Annotated in this window: 13 protein-coding genes; 3 read left to right on the plus strand and 10 right to left on the minus strand. The window is 52.0% G+C overall.

The features are described from left to right. Positions 1–33: 33 nt before the first annotated feature. Positions 34–1,425, minus strand: coding sequence for a cytochrome ubiquinol oxidase subunit I (locus ACFQ0N_RS09250; protein ID WP_379325125.1), 1,392 nt, complete (start codon positions 1,423–1,425; stop codon positions 34–36). A gap of 158 nt (positions 1,426–1,583) precedes the next feature. On the opposite strand from ACFQ0N_RS09250, the gene ACFQ0N_RS09255 reads away from it, so the two are divergent. Continuing rightward, positions 1,584–2,909: a WD40 repeat domain-containing protein gene (locus ACFQ0N_RS09255; protein WP_379325127.1), complete on the plus strand. Its 1,326-nt coding sequence runs from the start codon at positions 1,584–1,586 to the stop codon at positions 2,907–2,909. Positions 2,910–3,538: 629 nt separating this feature from the next. Further along, the gene (locus ACFQ0N_RS09260) at positions 3,539–4,234 is read left to right on the plus strand and encodes a bZIP transcription factor (protein ID WP_379325129.1); all 696 of its coding nucleotides are present in this window, start codon (positions 3,539–3,541) and stop codon (positions 4,232–4,234) included. Positions 4,235–4,409: 175 nt separating this feature from the next. Here the strand turns inward: ACFQ0N_RS09260 and ACFQ0N_RS09265 are convergent, their stop codons facing one another. From ACFQ0N_RS09265 to ACFQ0N_RS09280, 4 genes are all read right to left on the minus strand, one after another. Further along, complete coding sequence (locus tag ACFQ0N_RS09265) at positions 4,410–7,184, minus strand: ABC transporter permease (protein ID WP_379325131.1); 2,775 nt, start codon at positions 7,182–7,184, stop codon at positions 4,410–4,412. After that, a complete protein-coding gene (locus ACFQ0N_RS09270) occupies positions 7,181–7,864 on the minus strand; it encodes an ABC transporter ATP-binding protein (RefSeq protein ID WP_379325133.1) in 684 nt (227 codons plus the stop codon). The genes ACFQ0N_RS09265 and ACFQ0N_RS09270 overlap by 4 nt, the downstream gene beginning before the upstream one ends. Before the next feature lie 127 nt (positions 7,865–7,991). Beyond that, on the minus strand, positions 7,992–9,326 hold the full coding sequence (locus ACFQ0N_RS09275; RefSeq protein ID WP_379325135.1) for a sensor histidine kinase: 1,335 nt from the start codon (positions 9,324–9,326) through the stop codon (positions 7,992–7,994). A 14-nt stretch (positions 9,327–9,340) separates the two neighbouring features. Next, positions 9,341–10,045 carry a response regulator gene (locus ACFQ0N_RS09280; protein ID WP_379325137.1) on the minus strand — a complete coding sequence of 235 codons (705 nt, stop codon included), beginning with the start codon at positions 10,043–10,045 and terminating at the stop codon, positions 9,341–9,343. 187 nt (positions 10,046–10,232) lie between these two features. Between ACFQ0N_RS09280 and ACFQ0N_RS09285 the strand changes: the two genes are divergently transcribed. Further along, positions 10,233–15,449 carry an S-layer homology domain-containing protein gene (locus ACFQ0N_RS09285; RefSeq protein WP_379325139.1) on the plus strand — a complete coding sequence of 1,739 codons (5,217 nt, stop codon included), beginning with the start codon at positions 10,233–10,235 and terminating at the stop codon, positions 15,447–15,449. Positions 15,450–15,626: 177 nt separating this feature from the next. Here the strand turns inward: ACFQ0N_RS09285 and ACFQ0N_RS09290 are convergent, their stop codons facing one another. The 5 genes from ACFQ0N_RS09290 to ACFQ0N_RS09310 all read right to left on the minus strand — a co-directional run bounded on the left by ACFQ0N_RS09290 (position 15,627) and on the right by ACFQ0N_RS09310 (position 22,079). Further along, complete coding sequence (locus tag ACFQ0N_RS09290) at positions 15,627–16,241, minus strand: SGNH/GDSL hydrolase family protein (RefSeq protein WP_379325141.1); 615 nt, start codon at positions 16,239–16,241, stop codon at positions 15,627–15,629. 503 nt (positions 16,242–16,744) lie between these two features. Further along, positions 16,745–18,346: an extracellular solute-binding protein gene (locus ACFQ0N_RS09295; RefSeq protein WP_379325143.1), complete on the minus strand. Its 1,602-nt coding sequence runs from the start codon at positions 18,344–18,346 to the stop codon at positions 16,745–16,747. Positions 18,347–18,402: 56 nt separating this feature from the next. Then, the gene (locus ACFQ0N_RS09300) at positions 18,403–19,278 is read right to left on the minus strand and encodes a carbohydrate ABC transporter permease (RefSeq protein ID WP_379325145.1); all 876 of its coding nucleotides are present in this window, start codon (positions 19,276–19,278) and stop codon (positions 18,403–18,405) included. 60 nt (positions 19,279–19,338) lie between these two features. Continuing rightward, positions 19,339–20,280 carry an ABC transporter permease gene (locus tag ACFQ0N_RS09305; protein ID WP_379325147.1) on the minus strand — a complete coding sequence of 314 codons (942 nt, stop codon included), beginning with the start codon at positions 20,278–20,280 and terminating at the stop codon, positions 19,339–19,341. A gap of 23 nt (positions 20,281–20,303) precedes the next feature. After that, positions 20,304–22,079 carry a right-handed parallel beta-helix repeat-containing protein gene (locus ACFQ0N_RS09310; protein WP_379325149.1) on the minus strand — a complete coding sequence of 592 codons (1,776 nt, stop codon included), beginning with the start codon at positions 22,077–22,079 and terminating at the stop codon, positions 20,304–20,306. Between the last annotated feature and the right edge of the window lie 22 nt (positions 22,080–22,101).

The raw sequence follows: 22,101 nt of genomic DNA on the forward strand, positions 1-22,101 counted from the left end.
TTTTTCCGCCTCACTTTCGCTTTCGTATTCGTTCTATAAAGTCGCAACAGGGGAACCATCCGCCGGTTGTTCATGACCGCTCTGCTCGCCGGTATCTGCACCTTTGCGTACAGTCAGCACGACCAAATAAACGAACACCGCAGCCAAAATACCGTACACGAGCGTAAATCCGATTAACGATGTAGCAACCATACCGGAAGATACGAGCGGCGACACGCCCTGCTCAGTCTTTTGCAGCCCGAATACGATCCATGGCTGGCGGCCGACCTCAGTCATAATCCATCCCGCGGAATTCCCGATAAACGGAAGGGCAATAGCCGGAAGCATTAGTCTCAAGTATTTGCGCGATTTTTCCAGCTTGTTGCGGATAACCGCCCATGTGCCGAACATGCCAAGGAAAATCATCGCCATGCCCGCCGCGACCATAATCCGGAAGCTCCAGAACGTTGTCTTCACCGGCGGGATATAGTTGCCCGGGCCATATTTCTGTTCATACTCGGCTTGCAGCTCCTGAATGCCAGGCACGCTGCCAGTCAGCTTATTGTACGAAAGAATACTGAGCGCATAAGGGATATCGATCTTGAAGCCATTTTCCTGCTTCTCTGTATTGATCGTGGCAAACAGCGTCCACGGCGCGCTCTCGCCGCTCGTTTCCCACAACGCTTCGGAAGCAGCCATTTTCATCGGCTGCGATTGCATCAGATGCTGCGCCTGGCTATGTCCGGCGAATGCAGTCAGCAGGCTGGCAACAAGCGCCACGACAATACCGATTGTAAACGATGGCTTAAACACATCCAGCTGCTGCTTGCGCAGCATTTTGTACGCACTGATCCCGGTAATAAACAAAGCGCTGGTAGCAAGTGCTCCGTAAATAACGTGCGGAAACTCTACCCATAGCTGTTTGTTGCCCAGCAAAGCGAAGAAATTCGTCATCTCTGCGCGGCCATTGGCAATCTCAAAGCCGACCGGCTCCTGCATGAACGAGTTGGCGCTCAAAATCCACAGCGCCGACAAAGTCGCGGCAATGGCAACCAGCCAGATGCAAGCCAAGTGAACTTTCTTGGAAAGCCGGTCCCAGCCGAAAATCCAGATGCCGAGGAACGTCGACTCCATAAAAAATGACACCAGCGCTTCAACTGCCAGCGGCCCGCCAAATACGGCCCCGACAAAACGCGAGTAGTCCGACCAGTTCATCCCGAACTGGAACTCCTGAATAATGCCTGTCACGACGCCGACGGCAAAGTTCAGTAAAAAGATTTTCCCCCAAAATTTTGTCATTTGCTTGTATTTGTCGTCTTTTCTGACGACGTACAGCGTCTGCATAAAAGCGATCAAATACGCCAGTCCAATGGACAACGGCACGAACAAAAAGTGATACACCGTCGTAATGCCGAATTGCCATCTGGCCAGATCCAATGCTTCCACATTAACAGCCCCTTTCAACTAATCCTCATTATAGAACCGCGCCCAGTGCTGTTATGTGATTTTAATCACAATCTATGGATACAATTTTGAATTTTTTGTTCACAACGTCAAATCGTGTACAATTAGAGCATTACCCGACAGAGGAGGACATAATAACGATGGAACGTGAAGAACTGTCTGCGCTCTGGCGCCAGGAAGGCCGCAAATATGCCGCGGATATAAATGAGTTTGTGCGAATTGGCATGGCGAGCAATTGGCAGCAAAAGCAGCAGGAGCCCGAAGAGGACAAGCGTCACCGGCTGGCCGGCCAAGTGCTGAAGCAAATTAAAGCAGCCAACCAGACTGGAAGCATCGCAGAGCTGCGCGAGCAATTCCCGCCCGCAACCTGGCCTTTTACTAATTCATTCAGTGATAAGATGCAAGCTGTGGAGCCGATTGCTGTTATGGATAATGGCGGCATTCTCGTTCAAATCAGCAATTCTGCCAAGCCGCAAATTTATATCGCCGATGCGAACAGTATAGAAGTATTCACCAACATATACAGCGCAGGCGTCTCCCCTGACGGAAACTATATCGCACTGGCCGACGATAAGGAGATTCGTGTGATCGCGCAGCCGGACCGCAAGCTGCAAGGAACTGTAGCCGCCCGTTATGAGTGGACCGCACTGCAGCGGCGAATGAAGGAAATATTGCCGGAATACGAGTCGCTCGCCGATCAGGATAAGCCAGCAAGCCACCTTACAAAAATCGTTCCTTTTTCCGGCGGCCAGTCCCTATTGCTCGTATCAAGTGCGGGAACCTTTCTCGTAGAGCAGGAGCAGGTTACACTCCTCCATCCTGACCCAGCCATTTATGGGGCGGCTCACGAGGACGAGGATGAGGAAGACCGCTATATCGGTGACGCCATGGTGCACGGGGCGGTGTCGCCCGATAACCGCTGGATCGCCTACGGCGGCCAGTGCAGCGAGCATCTGCTGCTGGACGTGGAGAAACGGGAGGCTTATCGAATTGAGCCCTTATCCAGCTACCCTCACTATTGCTCCTTCTCGCCTGACAGCAAGGAGGTTTGGTTCAATGCTTGCCATTTCTACAATGGAGAAACGATTAAAGTTACGATCAGCGAGCTGACTGATGATCCGGCGGACGCCGCCGCGGACAAGGAATGGCCGAGCGTGAATGACGAGATGCGGGTCTATGCCGCGGCCCCGACATCGCAGGGGCAAATTCTCGGCGACGCTTACGGTTACTTGCGGTTGATCAGCAGCGAGGGCGAGGAGCTGTGGCGGCATTTTGTCGGCAGCACGATTTCCGGCCTAGCTGTGTCGGCCGATGAAGCGCTGCTTGCCGTAGGAACCTATGGCGGCATGCTGCATTTGATTGATTTGCAAAGCGGAGAAAAGGATGCGTTTACGATCGGCACCGCACCGATCAAGGAAATTGCCCGCTGGATTCTGTGGAAGGATGAGCCGCCGCTGCGCTGGTAGCCACCCCACCCCACAGCCAGCCGGAAATGTTGCACAAAAGAGTTCGGACGAGCATAACTTCACTGGTTCCGTTGTTTGCCCGCAAGCGCCGCGAAAATCGGGTAAAAAGCGTAAATAACGGGTCGGCCGACTAAATGGATTTTCTACAGTTCGTTTTTTGTTTTGCTCGCTAATTAGTCGGACTAGATGGAAAATCTACAGTTAGAATGGGAGATATAGATTAGAAGGCTCGATTTGGCCCGAACTAGCTGGATGATTTCCAGTTAGATTGAAAAAAATCATCTTTTCTGGGTATTTACCTACATAAAATCCAATTAGTTTTTGGAGGAAAGGAAGACAAGCACAGATTTTAGTTTTGAAAGCCGTTTTTTCAACACATATTCGGACTGCTCCCCCCGTCCCCCCAAAAATATTGCACCCGAAGCAGTATTGATACTGTTTCGGGTCTTGTTGCTGGCGCCTTGACTATACCGCACTGGTTGCTGGTGTTCCCAAATACTTCTATAAAAGATTCAAAGATCGCAACAGGATATACCTGCATAATTTTCCCTGAATTTTGAAACAATTTGTCGCATTTCAGGGAGTTTTGTCTTATAATAGTAGGAAAATTATACTATTTGAGGTGTCAAATGAAATCATTTCCCACGAAATCCTTCCTATCTCTAGCATTGTTTGCATCTGTTCTATCAGGCTGCTCATCCGGTAGCGGCGCCTCTGCAGACGAGATCGAACAATTAAAGAAAGAGATCGCTACGCTTAAAGCGGAAAATGAGCAGTTGAAAAAAGACAACAAAGCCTCCGGACAAAAGCAGGACGAAGCCGGAAAATCTGACGCAGAAGCGCCTGAAACCAAGCAGAAACCGGAGGAGCCCAAAGGAGATGCTCCGCTGATTCTGGAGGCCAAAAAGCCATTAACGCTCGAAAACTTCGCCGAATTAACTGTTGCCAGTACAAAGTTTGCCAAGAAGATTATCCCGTCCAATCCGGGAACGTTTTATACTTATTATGAGTCCAAAGAAGCCGATATGACCTATTTGGCGCTTACACTGAAAATCAAAAGTCTGCTGGAATCAGGAAAATCGGCAGATGATTTCGCGGATGTAACCATCAAATACGACGACAAATATGAATATCGCACGTTCTCAACGATCGAGAAATCAGGCGGAGAAGATTTTACCTATACCAATATCACTAGCATCGAGCCGTTAAAAACAGGCACGCTGGTATTTTTGGCCGAAGTGCCGAAGGAAGTGGAGAAAAGCAAGCAACCGCTGGTCGCATTCATTACCATAAACGGGAAAGAGTATGAGTACAAAATCCGCTAAGTTATAAGTTATCAAAAGCAGGGCCAGACATTCTGCACACGAATGTTTGGCCCTGCTGCTTGTTTTCTTGACAAGCAGCAGGAGTACCCCGTACCCCTGCATCGCCCGTCAAATAGTTGACGATCGGGCTTGGCTGCCGGGTCAACATCGCCCCGTATTGCCAGGCCAAGATTGCTCAGCTTTCCGTCTCGCGCAGCGCATCGGCAGGAGATAGCCGGAGCGCCGCGCGGGCCGGCCCAATATTGATGAGCACAGCTGTAATAACCAGCCCGATCAGCAGAGGCACAAGCAGCTCAAATGGATAATCGATTGAGAGCGGCTGCTCATGAGGCTTTACGCTCTGCTTCGCCATCCTGAAAAATACAGCCGCCCCGCTCGATCCGATCCCCCACCCGATCAACAGGCCGGCAATCGCCATCATCGAACCTTCCAGCACGAACATCCGGCTCATCTGCTTGGCGGACAAGCCGATACAGCGCATCATCGCAATTGCTTTTCCCCGCTCATGTACAGCGCGGAACTGCACGATCGCCAGACCGAACAGGCCGATCAGGGCAGATAACGCGGTAAAGCCGATAAAACCGCGCGATAATTGGCGGTTGACCATCTGCTCCCCCAATTGCTCCGCATAGGGCGCCTTGAATGTCAAAATACCGTTCATAATTAAGCGATCCTTCAGCTGCTGCATCACCTCTACATTCCGGTAATCAAATTGCAGCAGCACAAAGCCCATTCCGTGTTGATTAGGCCACTTGAATCCGTAAGGACGCAAGTCCTGATGTACAGATTGATGGACATATGTCGCATCATATACTTCTAAATTCTCATCCTTCGCTGAGTTTGAATCTGCAAAGCCAGCGACGGTAAAGGCGCGTTCGGTCAAAGGCTGCCACTGCTCATTCGTAGCCCTCAGCTTGTCTGCGTAAACCGGAAGCACAATTTTGTCCCCGACGCGAACAGCAGCACGAGAATTGTCATCCTGGTCCCACCGCTTGGATATGGGAAGAACGATATAGCCGGGATCGCTCATCACCTTCGCCCAAGCCTCATCGTCGCTCTTGAACTGCGGGTCCCGCTCAATAAGCCTCAGCTCTCCGCCTTGCAGCAGTTCCTTCGTCACCGGCACGAACGCTTGCGAGAATCCCCCTTCATCTGTCAGGAGCATATAAGGCTCAACAGCCGCAATCGAGCTCACATTCGCTGTTATCCATTCATCCTCGTTTGCCAAACGAAGAATAGCATCCTTCTGGGCTGCATGGTCATAGATGATATATCCCCCGTACCCCAGCATCGTCATATTATTACGCTCAACATCGTTGGCACTGAGCATCACCGCGGTTATATTTGCAGTAAAGGTCAATGTCATCATAACAAAGGCAAATAATAATGCGACGGTTACCGTCCTGCCTCTGTTGACGCTCAAATACTTGATCGCCAGTCCGACGGAGACAAGGGGAAACCCGGTCCATTTCAGGACATTGCCAATCCATGAGGAGCAGCGCTCTATCAGCCACAGGGCCAGGATAACCGCCCCGATACAGCCGCCGATCCACAGCAGCAAAATCGTCCCAATCTTATCGCCGCTGGGTACGGAGTTGGTCAGAAGGGCCGTATACAAATGCGCTGCAACGACAGCCAGACTGCACCAGATCACGAGGCTGATTCTCTTCCGCTTCCGGACAGCACGAGCGGGGACTGCGCCTCGCAGCATCTCCACGATCGAGACACGGCCGGCCTGACGTACCGCGCCTAGCGTCACCAAGCCAAAATAAATTAGCGCCGAAACAAACAGCAGCACAAAGCCGCCAAGCGCAATATGAGGCTCTATCGGAATGTTCGCCCCGCTCATCTGCGACAATTGCTCGGCATATTGGCCATAGAATAGCTTGATTAAACCATAGCCGCCGGCTGTTCCCAGCACGGTGCCGATCGTAGCGCTGAACAGCGAAAGCAGCAGCGCTTCCGCGGCAAATATGCCGCGTACCTGTCTCTGCGAAAGACCGATTGCCCGTAAAACGCCAAACAAATTTTTCCGGGATTCGGCAATCATAATAAGCACCTGGCGTACCATAAGCGCGCTGGAGACTACAGCGACACTGCTGATCATCGCAATGATAAGCCCAAAGTTCAGCTTTTTCGTCCTGCTGGTCGCTTCGGATTTCAACATGCGGACATCGAATTTCGAGGCGTCCTTTCCGCCGATGAAAAAGGGAAAGATGTTAACCGGGACGCTCGGGTCGGTGCTTCCTGCAAGCAGGGTATGGTACCCTTCCTTCAGGCCGCTTAATTTGCGGGCAGCCTGCTCACTGACGATAACTGTACCGCTTGCAGCGCCATTGGCGCCGCGAAACCCGATAAGACCGGCTTGCTCATGCGTCGCCGCCATTCGAATCTGGAACAGTACCGGGTTGCCGGCATAATCGGTTAGCTTGATGGCGTCGCCTTCCGTAAGCCCGAGCGTTCGCGCGGTCTCATCATCGATGATCACCTCATCATCACGCAGGCTGCCGAGCTGCAATGCCTGCAGCTTGGCATCGAAATTCGCCCCCTGGCTGTCCGCAAAGCCCAGCATCAACAATCCACTTTTGCTTTGACGTCTTCGCTCGTCCTGATCGCCCGTCTGAGCTATGGCAACTGTTTCACCTTTAATAATCGGTAAAATACGTACCGGATCGCTGTTTGCGGCATATGGCGCAATAATCTTCTCCGCCTCTTCAGCGGTAAACACGGCCGAAGATTTCTGCTGCAGCGGCGCCAACTCCCAGTCGACAGGGCCGAAGCGCTTGTCTACCCATCGTTGCCCGCTTTCCTTGACCGATTCATAGTTGATAAAGGAGACGGAGAGCAGCATCGTCCCGATCGCTCCGGCCAATGCGGTCAGCAGCGTCTGCTTCCAATGGCGCTTCATGTTCTGCCAGGCCATCTTCCATACTAGCCGCGAGCCGATCATGACTGCATCCCTCCGTCATGAACGATACGGCCATTCTCCATGCGAATGATCCGCTGCGCCCGCGCCGCCACATTCCGGTCGTGCGTGACGATGACAATCGTCGTTCCGTAGTGGCGGTTCAGCATCTCCAGCAAGCCGATCACTTGATCAGAGGTCTCGCTATCCAGCGCTCCTGTCGGCTCATCCGCCCACAGCACAACAGGTTGCCCGATGATCGCCCTGGCGATCGCTACCCGCTGGTTTTGGCCGCCGGACAGCTCCGACGGATAATGGCCGGCGCGATCTTTTAAACCTACTTGAGCCAGCGCCTCGAAAGCGCGCGCTTTCGCCTCCTTATGCCCGACGCCCTGAGCTACCAGCGGCAGAGCGGCATTCTCCCAAGCGGTCAGCACCGGAATAAGATGATAGGACTGAAAAATAAAGCCCATCTTCTCCAGACGCAGACGCGACAATTCCGCCTCGTCCAGTAAGTGAAGCGCAGTATCGCCAAGCCAAATCTCCCCCTGATCCAGCCGCTCAATCCCTGCAAGCACATGCAGCAGCGTCGTCTTCCCGCAGCCCGAAGGCCCGGTAATCGCCACCGTCTCTCCCCTGTTTATGACAAAGCCGGCCCGCTTCAGCGCCCTTGTTGCCGCCTCACCTTTGCCATATGTCTTCGTTAAATTACTGGCACGTATCATTTCGGTGATCACCTCAATCCAATTTTCAATCGCCTATACTGTAACAAATCTTTGTGCAGCGATTATGGATCAAATGTGCAGAACTTATGGAGATAAGATCGGTAATGTCAAGTAACACTTGGTATCATTACTCCAGCATGACCGGCAAAATAAGCGTAAAAGAAGCGCCCTGTCCCCAACTGCTCTCCACTTCAATCAGGCCGCCATGCGCCCGGGCGTATTGTTCTGCAATCGCCAGGCCGAGACCCAGTCCCGCTCCCTTGGACTGCCCGCGATAAAAGCGCTCAAACAGATGCGGCAGCTCCTCCTCCTCAATGCCCCAGCCGTCATCGGTAATGACGACGCCCGCCTGGCCGTCCTCCCTGAGACCGGTCTCGATCACAACCTGACTGCGGGCATGGCGGAGCGCATTGCCTATCAGATTGATAAGCGTCTGCCTGATCCGGCCTTGATCGGCGTATAGCCTCACATCATCATTTGCGCGCCAAAACAATGTTAATCCGCGGTCTTCCGCTTCGACAGCCAGCATGTCGGCAACCGATGCGGCCAGCTCAGTCAAGGAGAACCAGCGCTTGTCCAGCGGCAAATGTCCGGTCTCCGCCAGCGCCAGCTCCTGCAGATCGTGAACAAGCTTCGACATGCGGAGCGTTTCCTCGTAGAGCGCGGCCGTTTTGACTGCAGTCAGCTCGCCTCCCGCCTGCAGCGAATTGTCCAGTTGGGTGCGCATGACCGCCAGCGGCGTCCGCAGCTCATGGGCAATATCTGCGACCATGCTGCGCCGGACGGTCTCCAGCTTCTGCACACGCTGGCGAATGCGCTCCAGCGCGGCATATGCCGCCGCGAGCGGCGAGTCGACGCCCGTCTCCGGGTCATCCGGCAGGCGGGGCGGCCATTCTGCAGGCGGCTGCTCATAGCTGCCTGTATCCGCCAACTCCCGCACCCGCTCCGCCAGCCCGTTCATTTGCCGCTGCCATTTGCGCCTGCTGAGAGCGTGCCATATAAGCAGCACGCCATACGTTACGGCGGCGATTATCGCAGCTCTCCACCATACGCGCGCCTCCGGGACGCCGCGCGCTTTGGTCTCAACCGCTGTATAACCGACGATCTCACCCTGTACCATGACCGGCTTTGCTTTGCCGCCGTTCACCCGCTTTGTGCCGCTAACTGTCCCGGATTGCACATCCGCGACTTGAACGCCTTTCGTATCTGTCACCGTCAGGTGAAAGGCCGTCCGCCCCGGATAACGCGCCACATCCGCGCGCAACGGCTCAGACAGGTCTGCCCATTCCCCTTTAATTTCGTAATAAGATGTTGCATACCGCAGCCAGTAGAGCGATAGCCGCTCCCCTTCCTCGTGCATCGACCTAGCATAATCGCTCCAGCCGGCCGCCAATACGGTCAATGCCGCGGCTAGGGAGACGATAGGCGCAAGCCAGGCCGAAGTCCTTTTTGCCAATCGCATCGATATATCCCTCATCATAGCTTGTCATTAAAAGCGTAGCCGACCCCGTATACGGTCAGTACATAGCGCGGCTCAACCGGATTCGGCTCAAGCTTGCGCCGCAAATTGCGAATATGAGAATCCATCGTCCGTTCAAAGCCGACATAGGCGTCGCCAAGCGCCTCATCCATTAGCTGCATGCGGGTAAATACCCGACCGGGATGCACCGCAAGCTTGTGCAGCAGCATGAACTCGGTGCGTGTCAGTTCCAGCTTCTCTCCGGCCCGTGACACGGTATACTTATCCGGCTCGATCAGCAAATCCCCCCGCAGCAGCGCCCTTTCCGCCTCTTCGGCAACGGCCGGCCCGCTTCCGCCCCGCTTGGTGCGCCGCATGACCGCCTTGATTCGGGCGGACAGCTCGCGCAGACCGAACGGCTTGCACACATAATCGTCAGCGCCCAGCTCCAGCGCCAGCACCTTATCAAACTCATCGCCCTTGGCAGTAACCATAATGATCGGCAGCTTCCATTCACGCTCATTCCGTTTGCACAGCTCAAGCCCGTCGCCATCTCCCGGCAGCAGCCAGTCGACGATCAGCAAGTCCGGGCGTGCCGCTTCAACTTGGGCCACCGCCTCCTCATACGTGCGCGCGCCATATACTTGATGTCCCTCCTGCTGGAAGAAGACGGTGCATTCGGCCAGCAGCTTGTCCTCGTCCTCCACCCATACAATATTCATCGCAGCCACCTCTTAACGCTTCATACTAAATTCCTTTCCTTCAGTATAACAAAGGAAACCGTTAAGAGGGGATGCCTCCCCATAAAACTACATGCCAGATCACTTGCTTAACACATGTTCATGTTAGCGCTCACAGTGTAGAGTGGTGTTGGAACCAATAAACAACATGAACGGAGGGGCAAGCATAATGAGGAAATTGGTCTACCGCCGTATATTTCTGCCGGCTATAGCGCTCATTCTACTGACGATGAGCGTTCCTTTGACACTGCAGGTTTCCGCGGCCGGGGATACGGAAGAGACATTGTTTCAAGACGATTTTGAAGGGGCGGTGAGCGGGGCATGGAATCCCGCCAGCGGCGACTGGCGCATTACTGCGGGAGAAAGCAGTGAGCTGTTCTCGGATGATTTCGTCAATGAAAGCGCTGCCGGATGGACAAACAATAGCGGAGCATGGTCATTTGTCCAAAGCGGCGGATCAAACGCCTACAAACAAAGCAACAGCAACGGCGCTTCCGAGCTGCTAGCCGGCGACGACTCGTGGACGGACTATACCTTTGAGGCCGACATCAAGCTGCTAAGCGGCGCTGGCGCCATGATGGATTTTCGCTATCAGGACAATCAGCATTTCTACTACTTGTACATGGGCGAAAACTATATTCGTCTAATGAAGCAAAACGGCAGCAACCAGAAGTGGCTAAAAGCATACGACGGGCCTGCATTGGACACTGCCGATTTTGTTACGATTAAAGTCGAGGCTATAGGCAATCAGTTCAACATCTATCGCAATGGAGAATTGGTCCTAACCGTTATTGATGACAACAGCTACTATGCACATGGCGAAATTGGATTGGCAACATGGGCTACTGCAGCAGAGTTCAAAAACGTAACTGTACAGGACGCTTTGGCAAATCAGGTTTATCTGCAGAACGATCCGAATGGCGGCATTACATATGCCGGCGAGTCCGCTTGGACGAACTACGCTTTGCAAGCCGATATTCGGCCGATCGCTACGGAGCAATCAGCTACAATCGGCATCAGCTTGCGCCAGCAGGACGACGGCAGCCGCTACAGCATGCAATACATCGCAGCCGACGCAAGCTCGGGCACGGTGCAAATCAGTAAAACTGCAGGCGGCGAGACCACTATTCTTGCTGAAGCGCCTTACAGTATGAAATCCGGAAGCTTTTACAAGTGGAAAGGGATAGCGGCAGGACAAGCTTTGGAGCTCCATATAAATGGCGTCAAGCTGTTGTCAGCAGAGGACAGTTCGCTGGCTGCCGGGAAAATTGCCCTGCACACAAACAAAGCGACTGCAAGCTTCGATAATGTCATTGTTACCAAAGCAGTCGCTCCCGTCATCTCGGACGGCAATACGACTTATTATGTAAGCGCCAGCTCGGGCAGCGATACGAATGACGGGCTTAGCGAAACGACAGCATGGAAAACGTTGAACAAAGTCAACGCTTCTACCTTCGGGGCCGGTGACAGCATTTTGCTAAAAGCAGGCGACCGCTGGAATGAGCCGCTTAATCTGAAAGGCTCCGGCACAGAAGAACTGCCGATCAAAGTTGCTTCCTACGGCACAGGCAGCAAACCAGTTATCGCCTGGAATGCTCCTGGTGGAGGCGTCGTTTCCGGGGATAATCTCAGCCACTGGATCATTCAAAATTTGGCGGTAGAAATCATTCCGTCATCGAAACAGTCCTGGAGCAATATTACGGCCGGTATTCTCATCCGCTACGACAATTCGAAGCTGCATCAAAATGTGCGGATCGACGGCAATGAAGTGTACAGCTCCACTTATGACAGCAATACGAACGGAATTGTGATCTCCGCTCTAGTACCGGGCACGGACTACCGCGAGGTCGTACGTGATCTGGTCATTTCGGGCAATACAGTGCATGATGCCGGCTGGTACGGCATTACGACGACGGGCTGGGACATCGCCAAAAATGAAGAGCTGCGCTCGCAGCTGCTCTACGGCAATGTACGCGTTGCCGGCAACCATGTCTACAATATGGCCAGCCAGGGCATTGTCATCCAGAACGCTCACAATTCTTCGATCGACCGCAACGTCGTACACGATGGCGGTCTTGGGGATGACACATGGGGACCCGGCGGTTTATGGTTTATCGCTTCGCGCGACTCTGTCATCAAGTTTAATGAGATCTACAACATGAAGGATGCCAACTCCGGCTTCGACGGGGCGGGGCTTAATATCGACTGGTATTGCGATAACATTACGGTTCAGTACAACTATTCGCACCATAATAAAGGCAACGGCATTACCACGATGAGCAACCGCGGGGCCAAAATCCTGAACAATAAGGTGCAGGGCAATAAGGGGGAGCAAACGAATGGCCGCGGCCAAATCGCCCTCGGCAACTTCACTGGACGCCCTGATCTGTCTACCGGTCTTCATGATGTAGAGGTCGCTCATAATACCATTATCGTCGATGTCAACAATACGGCGGCAGTCAATAGTGCTGCCAATCCATACGGTACATGGACAGGCAATGCTATTCACAGCAATCATATTGTAATGACGCCTGGTCGGCAAAATACATCGGTATTCAGCGTCGGCAACGATACGCATATCGATCGCATCGATCAAAATATCGTATACAGCGAGCAAGCGGCATTTCGCGGAACGTTCAAAGGCGCGGCCTACAGCTCCCTGACGGATTGGCAAGCCGGAACCGGCTACGACCAAGGCACGCAGGTTCGCCTTTTGCCGCAAAACCCGGCCTTGCCTGCAAAAGTACAGAACGTTGCCGCTATCTCGGCTGGCGAGGTGCAGCTATCCTGGACGGCCGCCCAGGATCCAAATAACGAAATCGCCCATTACAACATTTACCGCAGCACAACTGCGGACTTCACTCCGGCTTATGCCAACATGGTCGGCGAAGCTGTCTCGGCTTCCTTTGTTGACCGGGAAGACCTGCAGCCAAATACGACTTACTACTACAAAGTTGAAGCTGAAAGCATTGATGGAAATACAGGCGCCGCCTCCGAGTCGGCACAAGTTATGACCGGCGCAGAGGTTCCGGCAACGGAGAAGCCAAAGACGGTAGACTTCTTTTCTTTGCGCGACGGCTATGAGCTCACCTTGTCCGCTTTGACCGTTACGCCGTACATTACCGGAATACCGGACATTGCCAAAGTCCAGCTCTACGTCGATGAGCAACTGGTGCAGGAGCTGACCACACCGCCTTACAGCTACACAGTTACTGGTCTGAGCAATGGCGAGCATCATTTGCAGTACCGGGTTCACGATACGTCCGGCGCTGTTACGTCTTCCAAGGAAGTCAAGATCAATAAGCAAACCACGGCATTGCGCAGCCTGTTCGCCCCTGAAAAGCCGGCAATCGACGGCAAGCTCAACGAATGGGGCGCTCCTGACTTTCACATGAATCAGACTGATCAGGTGAAGAGCATTGAGCCAGGCTTCAAGGAGCGCTGGTCGAAGAAAATGCTGACTGCCTCAGGCTATACAAAGTGGGATGAGGAAAACCTGTATCTTGCGTTAGAGGTCGCGGAGGATCAACACAGTCTGGCGATATCTGATGCCGCCGATCTATGGAAAGGCTCCAGCATTCAGATCGCCATTGATCCGGACAGAGGAAATGCGCCGGGCAAAAAAGGCTATTCCGAATTCGCCTTCGGGCTGACCGATGACGGCAAGGCGCTCGCTTACCGCTACAATGCCATTTCCGGCCGCGCTCCCGGCTTGTTTACTGCCGGTAAGATCGTCATTGACCGGGATGAGGCCACCAAAAAGACGACCTATGAAATCGCCATTCCTTGGCATGAGCTGCTGCCTGCAGATGTCGCTGTCAAGGACGGCTCGGCGCTTGGCATATCTGTGCTAGCCAATTATAGCGACGGCAGCTTTGTTAATCCGGAGCACGGGGACGCCAGAAACGGCTGGATCGAGTACAACAGCGGAATTGGCGCCGGCAAAGCGCCGGAGCAGTTCGGATATTTCATTTTGCACAGGCAGCCTTTTGCCGTGCCTGTAATTAGCGGCACAGCTGCGGACCGGAAAATCGACTTGCATTGGCCTGCTGTGACCGGAGCAGCCGGCTATATTATCAAATACGGCACCGCCAGCGGCACGTATACGCAAACCATTCAAGCCGGAAATACGAGCAAGCTTGCGCTGACCGGACTGACAAGCGGTGCAACCTACTATATCGCGTCCGCCGCTTACGATTCCTACGGGGAAAGCAGCTTGTCGAACGAGCTCGCTATAACCGTCCCATCGGACAGCAGCGGTTCAGGCTCCGGCTGGCCAGGCGGCATCGGCACAGTTGTTAGCCCTCAAACTTCAACTGTCAAGCTTAAAGATGGAGCAGCTTATGTAGAAATGGAAGAGAATCAGGCAGCAGTAACCGTCTCTCTTGCCGATCTGTCGAAAATCGGTCCTTATCCGCTGCATGTTCAGCAAGGCAACCGTTCCATTACCATTAGCCAGGAAGCATTAGACGCATTGAAAAAGCAGGCCGGAATAAATGCTCAGGCTGATGCTGTGGTGGAAATAACGATCGCTTCTGCGGCAGATGCTGTAATGGATAGCAGCAAAGCCCAACTGACAGCTGCCGGAGATGCCGGCCAATTCAGCGTCTCTTTGCATACAGCCGGCAAAGGCAAATTTACTGCCGAACAGCTTCCAGAAGGCGTAACCATTTCCTTTCCGTTTGACGATGCCAAAGTTGACTCCGAGCTAATTGGGATCTATATCTACAACGCCGCGACTAAGCAATGGGAATACGCAGGCGGGAATATCGATCAGGAGGCGAAGCAAGTCCGGCTGGCGATCAAGCAGACAGGAATTTATTCCGTGCTTGAGTATAAAAAATCTTTTACGGATGTACCGTCTGGACATTGGGCCGCACGCACCTTGCAAATTTTGGCCGCCAAGCATATTATCCAGGGGGCTACAGACTCTACCTTCCGCCCTGCAGGTCAAACGTCACGCGCCGAATTTGTCACGATGCTGGCCAATGTACTGCGTTTGCCTGCTGGGGGTGATGTGACTTTTAAGGATATTAACAAAGGGGCATGGTACGCCGATGCAGTAGCTGCCGCTGTCCAAGCCGGCATCGTAACAGGACGTACGTCCGCGCAGTTCGCACCGGAAGAACCGATTACACGGGCTGAAATGGCGGTGATGATCGTGCGCGCCCTGAAGATGGATGCTGGCGATCATTCTGCTCTTAGCCAGTATAAGGATGCTGATGCAATTCCAGCCTGGGCATCATCTGCTGTGGCCGCCGCGACTGAAGCGTCGCTGATGCAAGGAAGAGGACAGCAGTTGTTTGCTCCGCAGCAGCATGCTATGCGGGCGGAAGCCGCGCAGCTGATCTTCAACTTGCTTCGGCAGTTGGAGACCACGAAGTAAGTGAAGCACAGCCCCATAATCAACAAAAAGGTTGAGCCTCAGCGCATCTTCGCCTGGGCTCAACCTTTTATTTATATATTATATAAGCTTAGTGAAGTCCCTCTTAGTGTCGACCTTCTCAGAAAGCCTCGACCTTAAATCTGCAAAAACTTCCTCATGCGAAAATCTTTTGTCACCTCACGACGACTTTACAACATAGCCACATGCCTTTAGCCAATTTAACGCCATTAATAATTGACCGGTTGAATTCATATGCACTTGATCATAGGTGAGTACTTTCCCCTTCTGAGACATCAAATATTGTGTAAAGAGCTGATTCTGACGCACAAGTACAGCCCCAAACTCCGCTGCCACTTCCGCTATGATCCGGTTATAAGGGAGCAGCCGCTCGTTTTTCCCATCATGCGGATCCTCGGAGATGATCGTCGTCTCCATCAAGATAAGCGAAGCTTTCGTTGAACGCTTCGTCTCGGTCAGCAGTTCCCGGTAAGTCTCCCTGTATTGTTCCAGGGACACCTGTTTCCACTCGTCATTAATACCGATCGATACCGTTAGCCAGTCCGGCTGTAATCCGATTGCATCCTCCTGCCAGCGCGTTTTCAGATCCAATATCGTCTCGCCGCTTACGCCCCGGTTGTATATCTGCAGCGTGGTCTCCGGCAGCGCAAGCGCCAAATAATCCCTGACAATCCGCACATAGCCGTTGCCAATGCCTTCGGTATCCTCCGTTCTGCCGCAATCTGTTATACTGTCGCCAATGAATACTAGGTTTTGTCCCTCTTGAAAAAGCATCGTTAATTCTCCTTTACTCATAATTAATAGTGGAAAGACGCCGTCATGCGTCTTTGGTCCAGCAACAAATGGAAGGAAACGTATTCCCCATGCAAATGTTGCACTTCATACAACAACTCCATGCTCAAAAGCTGACCATAGTCCGATTTGTTGCACAATATGCATAATTCCCATCTCTCAGCTGGCTTAAATGGGCAGAATGTTGTAAAACGTGCAGCATTTTCGCAAATTTCGCTGAAGGGGGAAGCTGCAAAGCGAGTTCGACGGAAGCCACAGACCTTATTTTGCTGATAATCCCTATTTTTGAAATCTAACGGATCTGAGCGATCTTAATTCGACGTTTTCTTGCCAAATCGGGCTCAATATCATCAAATAGCAGCTCACAGTTCCGTTACAATTTCAAATCGGTCGATTTTTCGGAAATAGCGGCCATGACATCCGTTAGAGTAGGCCACACTATAATGTTTAAAAAAGGCCGTTCCCGAAGGAACAGCCCTCTTCACTTAACGACCTTCGGCAGCAGCCTGCTTGTTCGTTTCTTCAATGACTTGCGTGCCGCCCTTGGACAGCCATGCTTCTTTAAACTTGGCAAAGCCTGCGACAACATCTTTGCTTGGACCAACAATCAGTTTGACGACTTCTTCATTGACAAAATCGTTCAGCTGATTCGAAATGCTCGGATCGAGCACATCTTCACTAATATTCAAATATGCAAGCGGGTTAGGAACGGCATAGTCGCCGGTCGATTTGGTCAGAGCGATAATATCATCCCGATTCGGCATGCTGTCTGGCAAATAATCGGTATTCCACGATACCAGCGCTTTTAGCTTGAAGGCCTTTTCCTTCTCCCGCTCCTCATCGGAAACCAACGGCACGTTTTTGTCGCCTTCTTTTTTGTAATGAACGCCTTCAATGCCATTAATCATCAAATCTTGGCCTTCATCGGAAAGCAGGTAGTCCAGCAGCTCCAGCGCTTTCTTCTGCTTTTCTTCCGAAATGCCGGCATTGATCGAGGTTTCCGCCCAAAAGTTGTTAAAACCGTCCATCCGCTGCTGCCCTGTCTTGCCCTTCAATGTGCCTACCCAAGTAAATATCGATTTGGGATCTGTACCTGGATAAGCCTTTTCAAACTTTTTATAAATATCGTTGTAAAACCCTGCGTTCGCATTATGAATGATCATGCCGACTTTGCCGGTTACGAACTTTTCAATCTTCTTCTCATCCGTATTCAGCATAAACTCCGGATCCATAATTTTCTCATTGTACATTTGATTCAGGAAGCCGATCGCCTCTCCCGTTTCATCCGAGATCACTTCAGGCAGCCATTTGCCGTCCTTTTTCTCCCAGCGCTCTGTGCTTGCATCAAACGCATTGAAGAGAGGATATTGCCACCATACACCGCCGGAGCTGGAGGTATAGCCATACGTGTCTCTCTTTCCGTTGCCGTCCGGATCATTCTCTGCAAAAGCTTTCGCTACCGCATAAAACTCGTCGATTGTCGTCGGCACCTGCAAGCCCAGCTTATCCAGCCAATCCTTGCGGATAAGAATGTTATGGCCGCTCACTGCATCTTTGCCGCTGCCCGCCTCATTATAAATCGGAAGCGCATAATGCTTGCCGTCCGTCGCCTTGGCGAGCATCTCAAAATTAGCCAACGATTTTCCGATGTTCGGGTATTGATCGGTGTAATCCGAGATCGGCAAGATCATCCCTTCCCGAATCCATTGCCGGTACTGCACCGGACGATCGATCCCGTAGGAGATGAAGACATCAGGCATTTCGCCGGAAGCGATCATGACGTTCAGCTTCTCTTCCCAGTCATTCCAGGAAGCCGAAAGCGGCTTGAGGCGAATGTTCAATTTTTCCTGCAGCTTTTTATAAACCTCCGAATCGGGTGCATCCACCTCTTCAAACATCCAGCTGAATACCGATAGCTCCACCGGTTTCTCCGACTGAGCCGCCGGTTTGTTCGTGCCGCCTTCAGCGCCCGTTTCCGGCGGATTGGAGACCTTATTGTCGCCATTGCTACCACAGCCGGCCAGTACACCGCTAATCCCCACTGCAGCCGTAAGTGCCAAGGCCAGCTTGCTTCTTTTTCTGAACATATCGATCCAACTCCCCTGATTAGTAATAAGATGAAGCCTTTGCATTGCAGCCAAAATCAGCTTTTTATCGAGCCGATCATCACCCCTTTGACAAAGTGCTTCTGAATAAACGGGTACACAAGAATGATCGGAACGACGGAGACGACTACAACTGCGTTCTTAATCGTATCGGCCAGCATAAATTCCTCACTGATAAAGCTGCCGGCACGCGTCAATTCCATATTGTTGTTAATTAGAATATCTCTCAGCACCATCGCCAGCGGCCACAGCTCCTTGTCATTCAGAAACAGCATCGGCGTATACCAGTTGTTCCACTGCCCGACGGCAATGAACAAACCAATGGTCGCCAGCGCCGGAATGGAAAGCGGCAATATAATGCGGAAAAAGATTTTCATATAGCCCGCGCCGTCTATTTTGGCCGACTCTTCAAGTTCAACCGGGATGTTCTGAAAAAAGGTTTTCAGCACAATCATGTTATACGTACTGATTGCTGCCGGAATAATCATAACGGAAAGACTGTTGACCATGCCCAGATTTTTAATCAACAAATAATAGGGAATCAATCCGCCGCCGAAAAACATCGTGAAAATAATGAATAGAAAGATCGCCGATCTGCCCGGCAAGTCCTGTTTAATCAGCGGGTAAGCCGTAATAGCTGTAATAAACAGCTGGTAGACCGTGCCGGCCACAGTGACGAATACAGAAACGAACAGCGACTGCATAATTGTACTTTTCGAAAAAACATACTCGAAGGCTTCGAAGCTCATCTTTTTCGGGAACAGATGGAAGCCCGACTGGATCGATTCCTCATAAGGCAGCACAGAGCCAACGAGTACATGCCAAAACGGATATAACGTAATTAATGCCATAAAGATTAAGAACAATGCATTCAAGCCATCAAATATTTTGCCGGACAGGCTGTATGATTTCATAAGGCCGGTTCACCGCCTCTGTAGTTATATTTTCAAAAAGACGACTTTTGAACGACCTCTTTAGTAGATCCCTTGTCCGCTCATCTTTTTGGAAGCATAGTTCACAACAATCAGCAAAGCGAAATTAATAACATTAAGGAACAAGCCGATTGCCGTTGCTACACTGTACTTTCCTTGCGTCAGCCCGATCCGGTACACGTAAGTATCAATTACATCGCCACTTTCGTATACCATCGTATTGTACAGGTTGAACACCTGATCGAATCCGCCGTTCATCATGCTGCCGAAGTTTAAGATCAGCAAAATAGAGATGATCGGCAGCATGCCAGGCAGCGTAATATAGAGCACCTGCTTGAATCTGTTGGCGCCATCGACAGTAGCCGCTTCATACAAATCGGGGTTAATCCCCGACAAGGCCGCCAAGTAGATAATAGTTCCCCAGCCGACCTCTTTCCAGATCCCTGATAATACGAGCAGCGGGCGGAACATGCTGTTGCTGGTCAGAAAGTTGACCGGATCGCCGCCGAACGCCACAATAATCTGATTGACCAGGCCTTCGCTGGACAATAACGAGAACATAATACCTGCGATCGTCACCCAGGAGATAAAATGCGGTAAATAAATGATGGTCTGGATCGAGCGTTTAAAAAACTTCTGCCGCACCTCATTCAATAAAATAGCCAATATAATCGGGGCCGGAAAGCCAAACACCAGCCTTAAAAAGTTAATTTCAATCGTATTGCGGAATACTTGCCAAAACTTATCTGTCTGAAACAGCTTTGTAAAGTGGTCAAAGCCGACCCAGGGGCTGCCCAGAATGCCTTTTGTAATCCAAAACTCTTTGAAGGCAATCGTCGCGCCGTACATCGGAATATAGTTGAAAATAATTAAGAAGACGATTGCCGGCAGCAGCATAAGATAGAGCATTTTATAGCCGTAGATCCGCTTTAGCAGTTCCCGCCGCGCATCGGTTCTCACCTTCGTCACAACACTCGCTTCCATCTCTTCCTCACCCCCTGCTTGTATCACTCAAATCCAACGTTGTTCATCGTTTCAATATTCGTGCTCGTCGCCCCATCGACATAAATCTGCTTGCTCGCCGCCGGAACGGTTGCCAGCAGCTGGTTGCCTGATATCTGAATGTCCTGTCCATGGCTGACCATCAGACTTCCCTGATAAAACTCCCGGTTACGGACGCAATTTTCGTCACCGTCCCGCTCTGTCTTGACCGGCCCGGAATTGGGATTCAGGATGGCATTGCCGCGGATCGCAACCTGGCTGCAGGATGAAACGTAGATGGCCTGCTGCGGGCAATTGACGATCGTATTATGCTCGATGGCGATATTTTGAAAGATCGGATACTGCGTCCTGCCCTGCTTCAAATAGACGCCCATATAGATGACCGCCATATTCCAATGATTCACATCGCAGCTCTCGATCAAATTGTGGCGGATCGTGAGATCCTCTACGCCGAACCCTTCCGCCCAGCGCGCTTCTGCTCCGCATTCAATCTGGATCGCCGATCCCTGATTCATCAGAAAATGATTATGCTCCACTACCCCATAGCTCGAATGCAGCAGAATGCCCCGCGCTCGGTTTTGGTGGAAAAAGTTGCAGCGCACAATATAATGACCGGAGTTATACCGCCGATTGAATAAAATCGTATTGTCCGGCAGCCCTTCCGGCAGCGGCTCTTCAAAAGCAATCGTGCAGCGCTGCTGCTGCTCCTCCCATTCTACGGAGCTGATTATCCCGCTAAATCCCGCAGGCGATAAATCCGCCAAACGAAACTCGACGAGATCGCCCTGGCCAAACGGATTGCGCCAGTCTTGCACGCGGCCCAGTTGAATCGTTCGCTCATTGATACGAACAAAGCCCTGAACCGAATTATCATGGATATTCAAGCAGTCATCGCCATTGTAGCTGAAGTCGCAATGCTCGATGATGAAATAGCCTTGCGAATTGCTGATATGGCAGCCGTCCGCCGTTGCCGAGATGCAGCGCGTCGTTCCTGGACGCCTGACGATTCTGCAATGCTCCAATGTCCAGTGATGCTGATCGCCTGTTGTAACGAACGCATGACCGGGCGCCGAATATACCGTTACATTTCGCATCCGCAAATGCTGGTTGCCATGCAGCTCAAAGGCATTCGCATCATAGATGTAATGGCGCACGATGTAGGTTTGGCCACGCCGCAAAAAGTGAAAGTCCGGCACTTCCTCCTTCGGCACTGTAATTCGCAACGTATTGCGGTCTTTGCGCGCAATCTCTCCAAACCGTTCTCCGCCAAACTCGCGCCCAAGCTCGCAGCCCGGCGTCAGAGTTCGCGGATGCATAGCATTCAGCGTACGAATAGCCAGTTTCTCCGGCACCTGCTCATACTCAGGAAATTGGAGATCAAAATACGATCCGTCGGCGGCGACCTCCCGCACTAGCCCGATGCTGGCAAGCTGCTCGCATGACCAATCCCAGTCCACCGTAAAATTTTGAAACACTGCCCGCTTACAATGCCGAATCTTCACATAGGCTGCCACTGTGGAAAAAATAAGTTCCGACCCGCCGCCATCGAAGCGAAAATCTTGCATGCCCTCAAACAGCGGATGCCGGCCCTCATAAAAATGGTATACGCCGGCAGGGACTGTCAGCTCGGCGATTCCCTTCTGCTTGCAATAATCAATGGCCTGCTGAAAGGCTGCCCCATTGCAGTAGCCCTTCTCCGCCCGCGCTCCAAAATCCGCTACGCTTATTTTGCTGTATGCAGGCCAGACCGGCTCTTCAATTGTGATGTCCAACTGTTCCATCTCCCGCACCTCTTCTCTCTGC

Origin of the sequence: Paenibacillus sp. GCM10027626, assembly GCF_042676285.1 — a bacterium.
Lineage (GTDB): Bacteria > Bacillota > Bacilli > Paenibacillales > Paenibacillaceae > Paenibacillus_Z.

Bases quoted from the DNA above. Each gene is read 5' to 3' on its own strand.
- ACFQ0N_RS09255 (WP_379325127.1), top strand. From the start codon at position 1,584: ATGGAACGTGAAGAACTGTCTGCGCTCTGGCGCCAGGAAGGCCGCAAA.
- ACFQ0N_RS09260 (WP_379325129.1), top strand. From the start codon at position 3,539: ATGAAATCATTTCCCACGAAATCCTTCCTATCTCTAGCATTGTTTGCA.
- ACFQ0N_RS09265 (WP_379325131.1), bottom strand. From the start codon at position 7,184: ATGATCGGCTCGCGGCTAGTATGGAAGATGGCCTGGCAGAACATGAAG.
- ACFQ0N_RS09270 (WP_379325133.1), bottom strand. From the start codon at position 7,864: ATGATACGTGCCAGTAATTTAACGAAGACATATGGCAAAGGTGAGGCG.
- ACFQ0N_RS09275 (WP_379325135.1), bottom strand. From the start codon at position 9,326: ATGCGATTGGCAAAAAGGACTTCGGCCTGGCTTGCGCCTATCGTCTCC.
- ACFQ0N_RS09280 (WP_379325137.1), bottom strand. From the start codon at position 10,045: ATGAATATTGTATGGGTGGAGGACGAGGACAAGCTGCTGGCCGAATGC.
- ACFQ0N_RS09285 (WP_379325139.1), top strand. From the start codon at position 10,233: ATGAGGAAATTGGTCTACCGCCGTATATTTCTGCCGGCTATAGCGCTC.
- ACFQ0N_RS09290 (WP_379325141.1), bottom strand. From the start codon at position 16,241: ATGCTTTTTCAAGAGGGACAAAACCTAGTATTCATTGGCGACAGTATA.
- ACFQ0N_RS09295 (WP_379325143.1), bottom strand. From the start codon at position 18,346: ATGTTCAGAAAAAGAAGCAAGCTGGCCTTGGCACTTACGGCTGCAGTG.
- ACFQ0N_RS09300 (WP_379325145.1), bottom strand. From the start codon at position 19,278: ATGAAATCATACAGCCTGTCCGGCAAAATATTTGATGGCTTGAATGCA.
- ACFQ0N_RS09305 (WP_379325147.1), bottom strand. From the start codon at position 20,280: ATGGAAGCGAGTGTTGTGACGAAGGTGAGAACCGATGCGCGGCGGGAA.
- ACFQ0N_RS09310 (WP_379325149.1), bottom strand. From the start codon at position 22,079: ATGGAACAGTTGGACATCACAATTGAAGAGCCGGTCTGGCCTGCATAC.